Annotated in this window: 14 protein-coding genes; 11 read left to right on the forward strand and 3 right to left on the reverse strand. The window is 39.3% G+C overall.

From position 1 onward, the window contains the following. Positions 1 to 95: 95 nt before the first annotated feature. The 6 genes from ACHOLT_RS13180 (at position 96) to ACHOLT_RS13205 (ending at position 9143) form a co-directional block, all read left to right on the forward strand. Complete coding sequence (locus tag ACHOLT_RS13180) at positions 96 to 1250, forward strand: NlpC/P60 family protein (RefSeq protein ID WP_425801397.1); 1155 nt, start codon at positions 96 to 98, stop codon at positions 1248 to 1250. A 114-nt stretch (positions 1251 to 1364) separates the two neighbouring features. Then, a complete protein-coding gene (locus tag ACHOLT_RS13185) occupies positions 1365 to 2276 on the forward strand; it encodes a hypothetical protein (protein WP_425801400.1) in 912 nt (303 codons plus the stop codon). 357 nt (positions 2277 to 2633) lie between these two features. Then, positions 2634 to 5057: a glycogen/starch/alpha-glucan phosphorylase gene (locus tag ACHOLT_RS13190; protein WP_425801403.1), complete on the forward strand. Its 2424-nt coding sequence runs from the start codon at positions 2634 to 2636 to the stop codon at positions 5055 to 5057. Positions 5058 to 5080: 23 nt separating this feature from the next. Continuing rightward, entirely contained in the window at positions 5081 to 6253 is a 1173-nt protein-coding gene (locus tag ACHOLT_RS13195) for a glucose-1-phosphate adenylyltransferase (protein ID WP_425801405.1), read from the forward strand. Positions 6254 to 6301: 48 nt separating this feature from the next. Continuing rightward, complete coding sequence (gene glgD, locus ACHOLT_RS13200; protein WP_425801408.1) at positions 6302 to 7423, forward strand: glucose-1-phosphate adenylyltransferase subunit GlgD; 1122 nt, start codon at positions 6302 to 6304, stop codon at positions 7421 to 7423. 184 nt (positions 7424 to 7607) lie between these two features. Continuing rightward, a complete protein-coding gene (locus ACHOLT_RS13205; RefSeq protein WP_425801410.1) occupies positions 7608 to 9143 on the forward strand; it encodes a glucose-6-phosphate isomerase in 1536 nt (511 codons plus the stop codon). Here ACHOLT_RS13205 and glk read toward each other — a convergent pair. Further along, positions 9037 to 10083 (reverse strand): glucokinase, encoded by a 1047-nt coding sequence (glk, locus tag ACHOLT_RS13210; RefSeq protein ID WP_425801412.1) that lies wholly within the window; start codon positions 10081 to 10083, stop codon positions 9037 to 9039. The genes ACHOLT_RS13205 and glk overlap by 107 nt on opposite strands. A gap of 157 nt (positions 10084 to 10240) precedes the next feature. Here glk and ACHOLT_RS13215 point away from each other — a divergent pair, with 157 nt between their 5' ends. Together ACHOLT_RS13215 and queC are read left to right on the forward strand one after the other, a co-directional pair. Next, entirely contained in the window at positions 10241 to 10747 is a 507-nt protein-coding gene (locus tag ACHOLT_RS13215) for a VUT family protein (RefSeq protein WP_425801414.1), read from the forward strand. Beyond that, positions 10744 to 11409: a 7-cyano-7-deazaguanine synthase QueC gene (queC, locus tag ACHOLT_RS13220; RefSeq protein ID WP_425801416.1), complete on the forward strand. Its 666-nt coding sequence runs from the start codon at positions 10744 to 10746 to the stop codon at positions 11407 to 11409. Before ACHOLT_RS13215 ends, queC begins: the two co-directional genes overlap by 4 nt. 112 nt (positions 11410 to 11521) lie before the next feature. On the opposite strand, the gene ACHOLT_RS13225 is transcribed toward queC, so the two are convergent. Continuing rightward, positions 11522 to 12688, reverse strand: coding sequence for an iron-containing alcohol dehydrogenase (locus ACHOLT_RS13225; RefSeq protein WP_425801418.1), 1167 nt, complete (start codon positions 12686 to 12688; stop codon positions 11522 to 11524). A 211-nt stretch (positions 12689 to 12899) separates the two neighbouring features. Between ACHOLT_RS13225 and ACHOLT_RS13230 the strand changes: the two genes are divergently transcribed. Further along, entirely contained in the window at positions 12900 to 13343 is a 444-nt protein-coding gene (locus ACHOLT_RS13230) for a type II toxin-antitoxin system RatA family toxin (protein ID WP_425801420.1), read from the forward strand. A gap of 53 nt (positions 13344 to 13396) precedes the next feature. On the opposite strand, the gene ACHOLT_RS13235 is transcribed toward ACHOLT_RS13230, so the two are convergent. Further along, a complete protein-coding gene (locus ACHOLT_RS13235) occupies positions 13397 to 13888 on the reverse strand; it encodes a CarD family transcriptional regulator (RefSeq protein WP_425801423.1) in 492 nt (163 codons plus the stop codon). 126 nt (positions 13889 to 14014) lie between these two features. On the opposite strand from ACHOLT_RS13235, the gene ACHOLT_RS13240 reads away from it, so the two are divergent. Both ACHOLT_RS13240 and ACHOLT_RS13245 read left to right on the forward strand, forming a co-directional pair. Then, positions 14015 to 15175 carry a pyridoxal phosphate-dependent aminotransferase gene (locus ACHOLT_RS13240; RefSeq protein ID WP_425808053.1) on the forward strand — a complete coding sequence of 387 codons (1161 nt, stop codon included), beginning with the start codon at positions 14015 to 14017 and terminating at the stop codon, positions 15173 to 15175. A 13-nt stretch (positions 15176 to 15188) separates the two neighbouring features. Then, positions 15189 to 15761 (forward strand): nitroreductase family protein, encoded by a 573-nt coding sequence (locus ACHOLT_RS13245; RefSeq protein ID WP_425801426.1) that lies wholly within the window; start codon positions 15189 to 15191, stop codon positions 15759 to 15761. Positions 15762 to 15769: the final 8 nt, after the last annotated feature.

Consider the following 15769-nt stretch of genomic DNA (forward strand, 5'->3'; position numbering starts at 1 on the left):
TTCTACAAGGAATTTAGAGTTTTTCGTCGAAGTAAATCCTAAATAAAGGCTTCTACATAGTATTTGCACGAAACCTTAGAAGTGGAGTTGCTTAAATGAAAAAAATAATTACAACTTTATTATGCATTGGGTTATTCGGAACGACTCTAAATGTTCAAACTGTTCGAGCCGGCGACCTGCAAGATCAGCTACAACAATATCAATCTCAATATAATCAGCTTAATTCTCAATTATCAGGTCAGAAGCAGCAGGTTTCTGCTGCAACTTCTCAAGCTGTGGCACTTCAGCAATCGATTCAAACGCTGAATGCAAGTATATCGGCTTATCAAAAAGAGTTGGATTCAGAAAAGAAAAATTTAAAAACACTTGAGGATAAGCAGAAATCGCTGGAGGCGGAGCGTAAAAAACATATAGAGGCTTTAGGCCAATATATGCGCAGCAGCTATGAAGAAGGGGTTCCCAGTTATTTGCAAGTTCTTTTTCAAGCAACAAACCTGAATGATTTTTTAGTACGCTTAGAGGAAGTATCTGCTATTGTCAATACATATGGTAAATTGCAGCAGAATCTTTCGCAGATTAACAGTGAATTATCAGCTCAGCAAAATGAAATTAAACAAAAGAGTGAATCGCTCCAGAATATAGTTCAAGCTAAAACACAAAGTCAGCAAAGTGTTCAGACGGCTTTGAGCAAACAACAAACACTTGTTTCACAATTAAGTGCTCAAGAAAAATCTACATATAAAGCTTCTCTTAACGCAAAATCTAATGTTGATCGTGTACAGCAATTGATTCAACAACAGGAACTCGAAGCGCGGTTAGCGGCCCAGTCTCCAATTGCCGACCAAGGTTCGGGGGCAGCAACAAGCGCACCTGTTACAGTTTCAGGCGGTGCGCAGTCCGTTCTCAGTTATGCCGCTCAATTTTTGGGTACACCTTATGTATGGGGTGGGACAAGCCCTAGTGGTTTCGATTGTTCCGGCTTTACTCAATATGTTTTTCGTCATGCAGGCATCAACCTTTCACGAACTTCTCAGTCTCAATTTAATCAGGGAGCAGCAGTTTCTCGTGCTAATTTAAAACCTGGAGATTTGGTATTTTTTACAACCTATGGATCTGGAGCAACTCATGTTGGCATTTATGCAGGAAATAGTACGATGATCGATTCCTCGAACGGCGGGGTCGTTTATGAAAATATGAACAATTCTTATTGGGCACCGCGTTATTTAGGAGCTCGTCGATTAATTAACTGAACGACAGTATTTACCATATAGTGGAATAAAAAGACATGATTTTTCAAGGATTTTTAATCTCGAATGGTGAATTCTTCATCCCAGAGTTAAAACTATATAATGGGGTGTGATGGGATGTTTCAGAAGAACACAAAGGAAATCCTTGAGACAAATCGTCAGATTATCATTTTACGAGACAAATATAAACGATTAAGGAATCCTTTCGAAGCGATTCAGTTATTACAACAAACGCTTGAGCTTGTCCGCCATTTGGACAAGCATCAGCGTGAAGAATTGATTTTAAATTTAAGGCAGATAGCAACAGATCTTCAGTTTCGGCATTATCGTGCACGGTGCCAGTTTACGCTGATTCCGCCGAATGACGCTTTGACTTTTTGGATTTGCAATAGTTTAGGACAGTGCCCGGAAGTTTTACGTTTTGCATATTTTGAAGAGGAAATTCGTGAGTTAATCAAAATATTAGCAACAGTTGTTTCCGAGAGAAGTCTAAGCTATCTTCCTCAGAAAGAAGTAACTACTGCGTTAGAACTGCTTAAAGCAAAATATCCTCAATTTCTAATCAATTTAACGCGAGAACCGATCTTAATTCCAATCTTAAATTTTAGGGTGTTTGGGGCATCCCAGATGAGCTGGCCGCAACACCATTGTGTCGCTCTTTTTGCTCCTAATAGCGGAGAAGAGGATTATCTGCTTCCAATCATTCTCCATGCTTTTACTCAAATTATTCATTATAATTTAACGGGAGATCTCTCGATTTTGCCGCTGGGTTTTGAGCATTTAATGAAGAAGCTTTCTGTAGATCTTACAGGAACTCCGCTCAAAGATGCAGAGTCGTTTGCTGAAATAGTAACTGCTTCACTTTTTTATAATACAGAATATATGCCCCTTGCTGCCTATATGGAATTGGGGCAGAATGATCATGCAGAAATTCAGCAATACTTAAGTTGGTTACAGGATATGTACTCTGGTGTAGGTGATAACATAAAGAAGATGATGGCAGAGCATCAACGAGCGCTTCGTGCGTAGTATTTTTAATCTATAAATAGCCCTTATGATTAACCGATAGTTAGATAACGCCCATGCTGGGCGTACTATGATAAAGCAGCTGCGATGTAAGTCGCAGCTGCTTTTTATGGATTTAAAGGCTCTTGCAGCAGATTAAGGTATTATTCTACATAAGTTGTCATTTATTAGCGCCTAAATCTGTTTATTTTTCATATCGGGAAAAAACCTCAAATGTTATAATGGGATAAAATACCAAATGGATAATTCTCAATTACTGCCCCCCTTTACTGTCATATTAGCATTACTCATTCATAGATATGATAGTACGTAAATTTCAACGAAGGAGTATGCCTTCATATAAAGTTAGGGGGAAACCGCGTGTTTTTCGATAAAGAAAGCTTTAAACAGGCTTATTTAGAAAAATTTGCCGAAGCGGAAGGAAAAACGCTTGATGAAGGAACCTCCTGGGATAAGTATCATGCACTTGTACTTCTTCTTAAAGAAAAAATAAGCTTATGCCGTGCATTGTCGAATGAAGAATATTCGCGCGAAAAAGAAAAACAAGTTTATTATTTTTCGATGGAATTTCTGATTGGTAAGCTTCTTCCTTTTTATTTAGTTAATATGGAAATTTACAACTTAGTTCGAGAGGGATTGGTTGATTTAAACATCAACCTGGAATATTTGTTAGAACAGGAAAGTGATGCAGGACTGGGAAACGGCGGGTTAGGACGGTTAGCTGCCTGCTTTTTAGATTCTATGTCTTTCAAGGGCGTTAAGGGACACGGGAATGGCATTCATTACAAATATGGTTTGTTTGAACAAAAATTGGTTAATGGTTTTCAGGCGGAGGTTGCGGATAATTGGCTTAAAAATGGTTACCCTTGGGAAATGCGAAAACCGGATAAATCTGTTGTGGTTAAATATAAAGGTAAAGTGCGTATTGAATATGTGAATGATAAATTAAATTTTATTCATGAAAATTATGAACCCATTCTGGCGGTACCCTATGACATACCGGTATTTAGTTATCGCAATCCCTTTTATATCAACAATTTGAGACTTTGGAGTGCTGAGCCCATGACGACCGGCCTAGACTTGGAATTATTCAATCGGGGCGAATTCAATCAAGCGATAAGCTATAAATCTGAAGTAGAGGCAATTTCTTATATCCTTTATCCAGAGGACAGCCATAATCCGGGTCGCGAACTGCGTTTAAAACAAGAGTACTTTTTTGTTGCTGCAGGCTTAGGTTCAATTTTAAGAAGTTATAAAAAAAGTAATTCCGCCATACATGAATTTGCAAACTGGGTTGCGATTCACATCAATGATACCCATGCAGCCCTATGTATTCCCGAATTGATGCGGCTTCTGATGGATGAAGAGGGTTTGGAATGGGATGAAGCTTGGGAGATTACTGTTAATTCAACAAGTTATACCAATCATACCATCTTGCCTGAGGCTCTTGAAAAATGGCCGGTTGTCATGGTTCGCTATCTATTTCCGCGAATTTATATGATTATCGAAGAAATAGACCGTCGTTACAGAGAAAATATCCGAAAGCGGTTTCCTAAAGAACCTCAGCTTTCCGATCAAACGGCGATAATTCAAGGCGATCTTGTTCATATGGCTCATCTTGCGATAATTGGAAGCCATTCTGTCAACGGGGTTGCAGATCTTCATACGCGTATTCTGAAAGGCCAAATCTTTACTCATCTTAATCAGATTTATCCTAATCGACTTAACAATAAAACGAACGGAGTCAGTCACCGCCGTTTTCTCTATGCTGCCAATCATGAGTTATCACAGCTGATTACTGAAGCAATCGGACCTCATTGGAAAAGAGATGCAGGCGAACTTCAAAAGCTTAAAACCTTTGCTTATGATTCAAGTTTTATTGAGCAGTTGGCAAGGATAAAAACCCAAAATAAACATCGCCTAGTCGAACAAGTCAGAAAGAGACAGGGAATTGAGCTTAATCCGTACTCTTTATTTGATGTCCAGGTTAAGCGGATTCATGCCTATAAAAGACAACTTCTCAATGTGTTTAAAATTATGAATCTCTATAACCATCTAAAAGCGAATCCGAATTATCTCAGAGAACCCCAGACGTTTATTTTCGCCGGTAAAGCTGCACCAGGATATCATTATGCGAAAACACTAATCAAGCTGATCAATTCGCTTGCTCAAAAGATTAACCAGGATAAAGACGTCAACGAAATGATCAAGCTCGTGTTTCTGGAAAATTTCAACGTAACCTTAGGGGAATTGGTCTATCCGGCAGCAGACATTAGTGAGCAGATTTCCACAGCGGGCAAAGAAGCGTCAGGAACTGGAAATATGAAATTCATGATGAATGGTGCCATTACATTGGGTACCTTAGATGGTGCTAATGTCGAGATTCGTGAGGCAGTTGGAGATGAAAATATATTTATCTTTGGTTTAAAAGCGGAAGAAGTCCTTCGTTATTCTTTACAAAGCAGTTATAAATCATGGGATGAATATCTCCGGGATCCTCAGCTTAAACGAATATTAGATCAACTTGTCTGTGGGTATTTCCAAGATGTTGGGGGAGAATTTATCCCCATTCATGACTCTTTGCTTCACTATAATGATGAATTCTTTGTGCTTAAAGATTTTAACTCTTATTATGAAACCTATCTTAAGATGCTTAATTATTATTCACAAAAATCGAAGTGGTTTCAGAGTACCTTAATTAACATTGCAGAGTCCGGTCGCTTTTCCAGTGATCGCACAATCAAAGAATACGCTGAAGGAATCTGGAACATCCACTGTCGATAAAGACATTAAAGGGAGGCAAGAAGGTGTTGAAAAAAGAGTGTATAGCAATGCTTCTAGCTGGAGGACAGGGCAGCAGGCTAGGTGCGTTAACTCGTAATATTGCTAAACCGGCAGTTCCTTTCGGAGGTAAATATCGAATTATTGACTTTAGTTTAAGCAATTGTACAAATTCCAATATCGATACTGTCGGTGTATTGACCCAATACAAGCCGTTTATTTTGAATTCCTATATTGGCACCGGTTCAGCTTGGGATCTTGATCATGCTTTTGGCGGAGTCAATATTCTTCCCCCCTATATGGGTGAGACAGAAGGGAGTTGGTATAAGGGAACAGCAAATGCGATCTACCAAAATATTGATTTTATCAATTATTACGATCCTGACTATGTCCTTATTATTTCTGGAGACCATATCTATAAAATGAATTATTCCTCTCTTCTTAAATTTCATAAAGAAAAGGGGGCTGAAGTTACGATCTCTACCCTTCAGGTTCACTGGGAGGAAGCCTCTCGTTTTGGAATAATGAGTGTGGATAAGGATTTTCGGATTACAAAATTTCAGGAAAAGCCATCTCAACCAGAGAGCAATATTGCTTCAATGGGAGTTTATCTGTTTAACTGGCATATTTTAAAAGAAGCGCTTTTTGAGGATGAACGCGATGCTGATTCTGAGCATGATTTTGGGAAAAATGTTATCCCCCGTTTATTGAGTCAGGGAGTGAACGCTTATGCTTACCCCTTTAAAGGATATTGGAAGGATGTAGGAACAGTCGAAAGTTACTATCAAGCCAATATGGAAACGCTTCGTCCAAACGAATCGATTAATCTTTTTGATCGTGAATTTAGAATATTTTCGAATGATATGGTGCAAACCCCGCATTATGTAGGTACAAAGGCTAAAATCGAAAATAGCCTTATTAGTAATGGCTGTATTGTTTTAGGTGAGGTCAGTAATTCTATTTTAGCACCAGGCGTATACATTGGTGAGGATGCCCAAGTAAAAGACAGTATCATTCTTCATCATGCCAAGGTACATTCTAAGACTTCGATTGAGCGGGCTATTATTGGGGAAAAGACAGAAATTCTGAGTCAATGCAGGATTATTTCTAATGATTATAACAGTACTGCAACTCCGCGAATTACGGTGATTCCTGATCACCAAATTGTTCAGCAAAGTGCTTTTTTTGAAGCAGGGTAAAGGTACGCCTGCTGATACTGAATGTAAGAGAGAAAGGGAAGAAAGAAAATGAATCGCGTAATCGGTCTTATCTTTGGAAATACCCGTTCCGATCTGCTCCAAGGTCTGACTCAGGATCGCCCAATTGTTGCCCTTCCTTTTGGGGGAAAATATCGTCTGCTCGATTTCGCTTTATCCAGCTTTATCAATTCAGGGATAAGGACAGTAGGGTTGATTACTCCTCAAAATTATCGGCCTGTACTGGATCATACAGGAGCAGGAAAGGATTGGTATCTTGATCGTAAATCAGGGGGGCTATTTATTTTACCTGGAGTTATTCATGGTTTATCAGGTGGCCATTCACGATTTCTTATGCAGAATATGACTTCAAATCTTGAGTTTTTAGAAAAGGACAGCGCTGAAAACGTTGTCATTACATACTGTAATCAAGTCTACAATATCGATTACCAAGAAGCACTTTATTTTCACGAATTAAAGAAAGCAGACGTAACTCTGATTTATAAAGAATCAGAGCAGGAAGAAGATCTTCAGAGACGGTTGCTTTTATCTCTGAATGTGGAACATAAGGTTAATACTATAGCTCAAAATTGGGATCAAGAGGAGTCTTTAAGCGAAGTCCCATACTTTGTTGATATGCTTATCATTCGTCGCGAGTTGTTTATTGAATTAATTGAACGATATAAATCGATAGAGACAGCTGATCTGATCGATGCGATTCGTGAAAATATAGACCAAATTGAGGTTTATGCTCATCCTACAAAAGCCTATATTGGGAGAATTAATTCAATAGAAGACTACTTTAGGTGTAATATGGATCTTCTAAAGCCTGAAGTAAGTCAGGAGCTTTTCCAATCAAAGAATCAGATATATACAAAAGTTCGTGATAATCCACCCTCTTTGTACTGTTCGACCCCTAAAGTTAGAAACTCACTTCTATCCTGTGATTGTACCCTTGACGGTGAGGTTGAGCATTCAATTATATCGCGCGGAGTAATCATCAAACCTGGAGCTAAAGTTAAAAATTGTATACTTATGCAAAAATGTATTATTGGAGAAAATGCAGTGCTTGAAAATGTTATTCTTGATAAATTTGTCGAGGTAAAAGAGGGCAACGTCTTAGTTGGCAGAAGAGAGAGCCCATTGGTTATTTCAAAAAAATCAATAGTCTAGGAGTTTCAAGATAATTAAATAGATTAAAAATTAAATTTTAAATATTTTAAAAGGATTTGTGTAAAAACTATAGAAAATACTCAATGGAATTAATGGGAAAAGTATAGGGTAGGTGTAAGTATTGACGAATTCGTCTTGGGAGAACTTTAAAACCTATTTATATCATGATCCTCAATTAAAATTAATGTTAGATATCAGTCGAATGATAATTCCAAATGATTACTTTGAGAGGATGTCTTCTAAATTAGAAAAAGTTTATGAACAGATCAAGCTGCTGGAAAAGGGTGCAATTGCTAATCCGGATGAGAATCGAAGGGTTGGGCATTACTGGCTTCGCAATTCGGATATTGCCCCAGAACCTGAAATCGCGGTGGAGATACGGGAGAATCTTGCTGAAATTAAAGTTTTTGTTCAGAAAGTTCATAACGGTAGTATTACCTCTCAAACAGGAGAAGCATTTAAGAACGTCCTTCTCATTGGAATTGGCGGTTCAGGTTTAGGTCCCCAATTTATTTCCGATGCGCTGGGTGCAAATGCGGATAAAATGTCCTTGTTTTTTATTGATAACACGGATCCTGATGGAATGGATCGAGTCTTTAAACGGTTGGAGCCGGAGTTGGATACTACTCTTTGCATTGTGATCTCAAAGAGCGGCGGAACAATTGAAACGCGCAATGGCATGCTTGAAACCCAAAATTTATATGAAAAGAAACGCTTCAACTTCTCAAAGCATGCGGTGAGCATTACTCAAAAAGGCAGCCAACTTTATCAATACAGTGAAAAAGAGGGATGGCTTAAAAGCTTTCCTATGTGGGATTGGGTAGGGGGCAGAACATCGGTTCTTTCCTCCGTGGGACTTGTAGCATTGGCTCTCCAAGGAATTGATATCGATGCTTTATTGGCAGGAGCGCGTTGCTGCGATGAAATCACCCGTAAAAAAGATACCTTGAATAACCCTTCGGCACTTTTAGCCTTAATGTGGTATAAAGCCACCTCCGGTAAAGGCGGAAAACAAATGGTCATGCTGCCCTATAAGGATCGCTTGGCTTTCTTTTCAAAATATTTACAGCAGCTTTTAATGGAGTCCTTAGGAAAAGAAAAAGACCTTGAAGGTCGTGTGGTTCATCAAGGAATAGCTGTCTACGGCAATAAAGGCTCAACGGATCAACATTCCTATATTCAGCAGCTTCTTGAGGGGCCCGATAACTTCTTCGTAACCTTTATCGAAGTCTTAAAGGACCGGGACGGGACTTCACCCATTCTGTCCGAAAATAGTACAAGCGGTGATTTTCTGCAGGCTTTTCTATTGGGAACGCGGAATGCTTTAACATTTAAAGGAAGAGAATCCATCACGATTACGGTTAATGAGGTTAAGCCGTTTACGATTGGCGTTCTTATCGGGCTCTTTGAACGTGCGGTCAGTATGTATGCTTTTTTAATCCATATTAATGCCTATCATCAACCTGCTGTAGAGATGGGTAAAAAAGCTGCCGGGGAAGCAATCGCTCTAAAAAACGAGATCCTTCATTTATTACGAGAGAAGAAGGGGCAGAAATTTACAGTTGGTGAAATTGCTCAACAGCTTGATTCCCCAAATTCTGAAGAAACAATCTTTAAACTTTTAATTCATCTGCGTGAGAATCCACAACATTGTATTTATGCTCAAAAGGGGAAAACTGTTTTTGACGACCAATATTTTTATGTTCAAGAGCATATATAGCGGCGCCGTAGAGCGCCGTTTTTTCTTCGCGGATAATATAAACAGGAATCCGTTCAAGCAGTTCACGAAAGCGGCCTTTATCCTGAAACGCGTTTAGAAACGTGTTCATATCGAACTGATCAAGAATCCTAGGTATGATTCCTCCTCCGATGAAGACTCCGCCCAAGGCAAGGCCTTTTAAGGCTGTGTTACCGGCCTCTGCCCCAAGAATTTCGGTAAAAAGCTTTAGTGTACGATAATATATTGAAGAAGGATCCAAACGTCCTTTTTCTGAAATTTCTTCGGGCGAGGGCAGAGAAGGGAGAGCTTTTGCTGACCCCTCTTCTTCTTGAAGAAGAAAGCGATAAAGATTTGTAAGCCCCGGACCGGATAGAATTCTTTCATAACTCACATGCCCATATTCTTTATGGAGAAATCGCCACAGTTTAACTTCAAGCTCATTACGAGGTGCGAAATCCGCATGAGCGCCTTCCGTTGGGGTGATATACTTTCCTTTAATAATTAACGATTCACCAAGGCCTGTTCCGGGAGCTAGGATCGCTTTATTTAAGTTAACGCCTATTTCTGTACCTGAGGTAAGACACAAAAGGTTATTTGATTTAAGTGCTTTTAAACCATATCCTAGAGCAACAAGATCGTTACAAAAGGCAAAAGGAAATGTATTAAAGCGGTTTCTTATTTTATCAAAATTTAAGACGGTTTCTAAATTGGTAAGCTTGCATTGACCTTCCTCAATGGGGCCGGCCAAACTTAAGCATCCGGCTTCGATTTTTGAAGCGTCATCAATCGTATTTTTTAAAAAATGTTCAATTATTAACTCGATTTCCCGCCAGCTGTTGCTGGCATATTTTTTTTCAGAGAGGAGAAATAGATCGGATCCTTTCTGTTTAAAAAGTCCAAGTCTTGTATTAGTTCCTCCAATATCACCCGCTAAAATCATTTAAAATCACCTTCTTTTTAAATACGTAATTTTAATTTCTTTAAATATCTTTCCACTAGCTAAAATTGAATTTTTATCTTTAACTCATTATTTTTATTGCATTTTCAATTTTTGCGGTATAATAAAAGGGTTGTTTTATAATAAAGGGGAAGATTCTATGTTTATTATATTTTTATATCTTGCAGCAAATGTATTAGCGAATTTGTCTGTAGCCTATTTTGGACCGGTTTCTACATTAGTCAATGCTTTTTTCTTCATTGCTTTTGACCTTGTTTCACGGGACACATTACATGAACGCTGGCATCATCGACATCTTAAGCTTAAAATGTTGTTGCTTATTGGGGCAGGTGCTGTTATATCTTATTGGTTAAATAGAGGAACCGCCCGAATTGCAATGGCCTCTTTTGCAGCCTTTCTTCTGACAGGATTTACAGATACTTTAGTTTATCACTTGCTCAGAAAAAATTCTAAGATTTTCAAGGTGAATGGTTCAAACATTGTATCGGGAGCTGTTGACTCTATTGTCTTTCCGACACTTGCCTTTGGAAGTTTCCTCCCCTGGGTCATTATTGGTCAATTTTCGGCTAAGGTTCTGGGAGGATTTATATGGTCTTTGATATTATTTCGATGGAATCATCAACAGAAGGGAGAGGTAACAGCATGAAAAAAGCAGTAATTTTGCTTTCTGGAGGTCTTGATAGTACAACTTGCATGAGCGTGGCGCATAAAGAAGGATATGAACTATATCCCATTTCCTTTAATTATGGGCAGCGGCATAAAAGAGAACTTGAGAGTGCCAAAGCAGTGGCCTCATTTTATAAGGTTAAGGAACATCGCATTTTTACGATCGATTACGTCGGGGGAAGTGCACTTACGGATTCATCAATCTCTGTACCGGCGTATCAAGAAAAACCGGGTATCCCAGTAACCTATGTTCCCGCCCGCAATATTCTTTTTTTAAGCTATGCATTGGGCTATGCTGAGGTACTTGGTGCTGAGGCGATTTTTATTGGAGTTAGTTCCATTGATTACAGTGGTTATCCGGATTGCCGCCCGCAATTTATCGAGGCATTCCAAAAAGTTGTTCAAGTCGGAACGAAGGCGGGAGTTGAAGGAAAACCGATTTCTATCAAGACTCCCCTCATTAATTTGACGAAGGGTGAAACAGTTAAATTAGCCATAGCCAATGGAGCTCCGCTGCATCTCACAACCAGCTGCTATAATGGAGGAGAAAAGGCTTGCGGAATTTGTGACAGCTGTATATTACGCCTGAAAGGTTTTGAAGAAGCAAGGGTAAAGGACCCTATTCCTTATGAAAATCACTAATACGAATCACAATCAGATAAGTGCACAAAAAACAGCGCTAGTCATCAGCAATTAAAGATGACCAGCGCTGTTTTATCTTATTAAAATAAACTGCTGTAATTATAAGTTGGATCTATAAAGCGGCTTTGTAAATGTTGTAAACATCCTCTGTGTTCAGGTGTCGGAATTCACCGATAGGTCCGTTTTTAGTGACAGCTTGGGCCATAACTAAAAGGTTTTCTTCTCCGATTCCTACTTCATGAAGTTTACTGGGCAAGCCCAGTGAGGTGAAAAATTCTTTCGTTTTCTCTATAGCTAAATGAGCAGTTTTGTAAGAATCATCTTCAGAATTTAATCTCCAAACATTTACACCATAGTCTTTAAAATCTGCTGCAGTCGAATCATTGAGGACATATTCCATCCAGTGAGGAGTTAGAATTGCTAATCCTACTCCGTGTGTAATGTCATAATAAGCACTGAGTTCGTGTTCCATGGGATGGCAGGTCCACTTTCTCTCCTTGCCTAGACTTAAAAGGCCGTTGATAGCAAGGCTGGAGGCCCACATCAAATTAGCTCGCGCTTCATAATTTTCAGGATCACGCATGGCAATGGGGGCATATTTGATACAGGTTTGCAGGATACCCTCGGCTAAACGGCTTTGTAAATAGGCACCCTTTTCAGAGCTGAAATAGTTTTCAAAGGTATGGCTCATTATGTCTGCCGTTCCGGCGGCGGTTTGATTATGGGGCACACTATATGTATAGGTTGGATCTAAAATTGAAAATTTGGGGAACATCACCGGATCCCCAAGGCCGATTTTTTGATGGGTTTCGAGATTGCTTATGACTGCGAAGAAATCCATTTCAGAGCCTGTTGCTGCTAGGGTTAAGATTGTTCCCAACGGAAGACCTTGAGAGGCCTTAACTTTGCCGATCATTAAATCCCATGGATCATTTTCATAATAATAACCGGCAGAAATGACTTTGGAGCAGTCAATTGAGCTTCCGCCTCCTACAGCAAGAATAAAATCCAGCTTATGTTCATGACACAGTTGAATGCCCTGGCGAACAGTTTCAATTCTTGGATTTGGATCGATTCCAGCTAATTCGAAGAAAGGGATATTATTGGATTGTAATATTTTAGTAACGGTATCATAAAGGCCGATTCTTTTGATACTCCCGCCGCCATAAACGAGAAGAACACGAGAGCCCCCAAATTCACGGATTTGTTCAGCTAATACATTGACTTGGTCTTTGCCAAAAAATATTTTAGTGGGTATGGAATACGTAAAACTTTGCACGGATAAAATACTCCTTTCTATATTTTATAGATTTGTTTTGATCATAATTGTAAACCGTTAAAAATTGTTTAGCAATGGCTTCCCGCTAACAAGGCCGGTTAGGACTGCTCGCTTAAAACTACTGGCTTGAAAACTACTAAGCAGAGAAATTAGAGGAATTTTTAAAAAGCCATCGAATTAGTGACGAATGAAAGTAGGTGCTTTTTCCTTTATGCAGCATTTATCGGCTACAGATTGTAAACTATATCCTTATTCATATGAAAAAATTTATAAAGTACTGTCAGATCTTCCTGGATACGCTCAATGGTGGCCCTGGGGAGTTAAAGTTAAAGCCCTTGCACGAAATTCAAACCCAATGGGTGAAAAGATTGAAGTATGGGCATCCGGAGGATGGTTTAGATGTGAGATTTGCTCATTAGAACCTTCCAAACGTGTTGGTATTCAATATTATCAAGGGGTGGTCCTTGGTGAAACGCATTGGACCATTACTCCACAGCAGGATGGGCAAACCAAGGTTTGTTACACCATTGATCTTGAACTTAACGGTATTCTGCCGAAATTTTTAGGAACGTTTATCAATTTCTCAAGAATCCATTCTTTTCAATTTCGAAGGGTTCTTGATTCTTTAGATAAACACCTTCGGGAAAATGCATAGAAAAAAATGAGACCATCCCAGCAGCTATTCCAGCGAGGAAGGTCTCTCACACTTTATATATTTATGACATTATTTAATAATATAACAGCTTGTTCTTGAGTAATTCCCTTGACTTGAACAACTTCGCTTGCTAAAATCTGGCGGGCAGTATTGAGCATGTTGGCATCGTCTAAACCTAATTTGTTTTTATTCCGTTTGCTTTTTCGAGTTAAATCCCGGATGATTTCCGTTGCTTCAAAAATATCGCCGCTTTTAATTCTTTTTTTGTTAATTTCGCTGCAGGAGCGCTTATCATCATAGATCGCCTGATCAGTTACGCCCTCATTAAAGTTTCGGAGTGCCTCATCAATTATTTGAGGCTCAACAACTTCTCGGATATTTAAACTCGAAGATTTAGTGATCGGAACCATAACTTTCATACTTATATGAGGTATGTTTAAGATATAATAGAGCTGATTTTCGCCAAGGACTTCTTTTTCTTCAATTCCTTCGACAATACCCGCTCCGTATAAGGGATACAGAATTTTGTCGCCGATTTGAAACATTGACCCACCTCCTGAGCAACTATTTTTCAATTATAACACAAAATAAGTAAAAATACAAAATTTATATATTACCACTGTATAATACATGTGTCAACAAAAATTAGAGGGGGAACGAATGTGAAAAATATGTATGCGGATCGTATGGAATTGCTTGGAACGGAAACCGCATTTGAAATGCTTGCAAAAGCCCAAGAGCTTGAACGGCAGGGCAGGGAGATAGTCCATCTCGAGATAGGAGAGCCTAATTTCCCAACGCCGGCTAATATTACTGAGGCGGGGATCAGAGCTTTGCACAATGGGATGACGAAGTACACGCCTTCGCCAGGTTTACTTGAACCTCGTCAAGCTATTGCCGCATATATTTCCAAAACACGCGGAATTTCTGTAACTCCGGATGAAGTTGTTTTAGTTAACGGGGGTAAGCCCATCATGTTTTACTCGATCATTGCGACTGTTAATCCGGGTGATGAGGTTATTTATCCCAATCCAGGCTTTCCGATCTATGAATCCGTGATTCGCTTTGCGGGGGCTAAACCGGTACCGATTCCCTTGCGGGAAGAAAATAATTTTCGGATTGATATTGACGAATTAAAATCATTAATTTCGGATCGTACAAAAATGCTTATTTTAAATTCCCCTCAGAATCCAACAGGTGCCCTGTTGCCTCGTGAAGATATTGAGGCAATAGCAGAGCAGCTTTTAGATAGAGATATTTGGGTTTTATCCGATGAAATTTACGAAAAGATTTTATACGAAGGAGAAAACTTTTCCATTGCCTCTGTTCCTGGGATGAAGGATAAAGCGATTATCTTAAACGGTTTTTCAAAAAGTTATTCTATGACAGGGTGGCGTCTGGGATACGGGGTAATGAAACGTGAATTAGCTGAAAAGATCGCTCAACTTGTTGTGAACAGCACCTCCTGTGTTCCGGGGTTTATCCAATTGGCGGGGGTTGAGGCTCTGACAGGTCCACAAATCGAAACCGCAAATATGGTCAAAGAGTTCAAAGAAAGACGAGATGTTATCGTTAAAGGATTAAATGAAATACCTGGAGTTTCCTGTTTGTCCCCCTCAGGCGCTTTTTATGTTTTCCCAAATATAAAAGCTATCAAGCGTTCCAGCGCTGAGTTGGCAGAATACCTTTTATATGAAGCCGGTGTTTCATCCTTGGGCGGACATGCCTTTGGAGCCTATGGCGAAGGGTACCTCCGATTATCGTATGCGAACTCAATGGATAATATCAAGCTGGCATTACAACGAATGAAGGATGCTTTAGAAAAATTATAAGGAGGATATAATAATGCTTAAAGACCTTATTTTGAAGAACCGGACTTATCGGAGATTCTATCAAGACCATCCGGTTACAATGGAAACGTTGCGAGAAATGCTTGAACTGGCTAGATTAACCTCTTCGGGAGCAAATTTACAATCGCTGCGATATGTTGTATCGAATGAAGAAGAAAAAAATGAACGTATCTTTAAAACATTAAAATGGGCAGGCTATCTTAGCGACTGGAATGGGCCCCAAAATGGGGAAAAACCCGCGGCTTATATCGTAATGCTTCACGACCAACGGACGAGTAAAAACTACTTTTGGGATCACGGGTTAGCTGCTCAAAGCATACTTTTAGGTTTAACTGAGCAAGGACTAGGAGGCTGTCAGTTTAATGGCATTGATAGACCCGCTTTAGCTGCGGAACTAAAGCTTCCGGAATACTATGAGATTGTTATGGTTATTGCGATAGGTAAGCCTAAGGAAGTTATTGTTCTTGATGAAATCGATGAATCGGGAAGCATTAAATATTGGCGGGATGATCAATCTTATCATCATGTACCTAAAAGGAAGCTTGAGGATCTGATTGTCGATCTCTGATCTTCGCC

It is taken from the genome of Desulfitobacterium nosdiversum (assembly GCF_049860565.1).
Taxonomy (GTDB): domain Bacteria; phylum Bacillota; class Desulfitobacteriia; order Desulfitobacteriales; family Desulfitobacteriaceae; genus Desulfitobacterium_A; species Desulfitobacterium_A nosdiversum.

Bases quoted from the DNA above. Each gene is read 5' to 3' on its own strand.
- ACHOLT_RS13180 (WP_425801397.1), top strand. From the start codon at position 96: ATGAAAAAAATAATTACAACTTTATTATGCATTGGGTTATTCGGAACG.
- ACHOLT_RS13185 (WP_425801400.1), top strand. From the start codon at position 1,365: ATGTTTCAGAAGAACACAAAGGAAATCCTTGAGACAAATCGTCAGATT.
- glgD (WP_425801408.1), top strand. From the start codon at position 6,302: ATGAATCGCGTAATCGGTCTTATCTTTGGAAATACCCGTTCCGATCTG.
- ACHOLT_RS13205 (WP_425801410.1), top strand. From the start codon at position 7,608: ATGTTAGATATCAGTCGAATGATAATTCCAAATGATTACTTTGAGAGG.
- glk (WP_425801412.1), bottom strand. From the start codon at position 10,083: ATGATTTTAGCGGGTGATATTGGAGGAACTAATACAAGACTTGGACTT.
- ACHOLT_RS13215 (WP_425801414.1), top strand. From the start codon at position 10,241: ATGTTTATTATATTTTTATATCTTGCAGCAAATGTATTAGCGAATTTG.
- queC (WP_425801416.1), top strand. From the start codon at position 10,744: ATGAAAAAAGCAGTAATTTTGCTTTCTGGAGGTCTTGATAGTACAACT.
- ACHOLT_RS13230 (WP_425801420.1), top strand. From the start codon at position 12,900: ATGCAGCATTTATCGGCTACAGATTGTAAACTATATCCTTATTCATAT.
- ACHOLT_RS13235 (WP_425801423.1), bottom strand. From the start codon at position 13,888: ATGTTTCAAATCGGCGACAAAATTCTGTATCCCTTATACGGAGCGGGT.
- ACHOLT_RS13240 (WP_425808053.1), top strand. From the start codon at position 14,015: ATGTATGCGGATCGTATGGAATTGCTTGGAACGGAAACCGCATTTGAA.
- ACHOLT_RS13245 (WP_425801426.1), top strand. From the start codon at position 15,189: ATGCTTAAAGACCTTATTTTGAAGAACCGGACTTATCGGAGATTCTAT.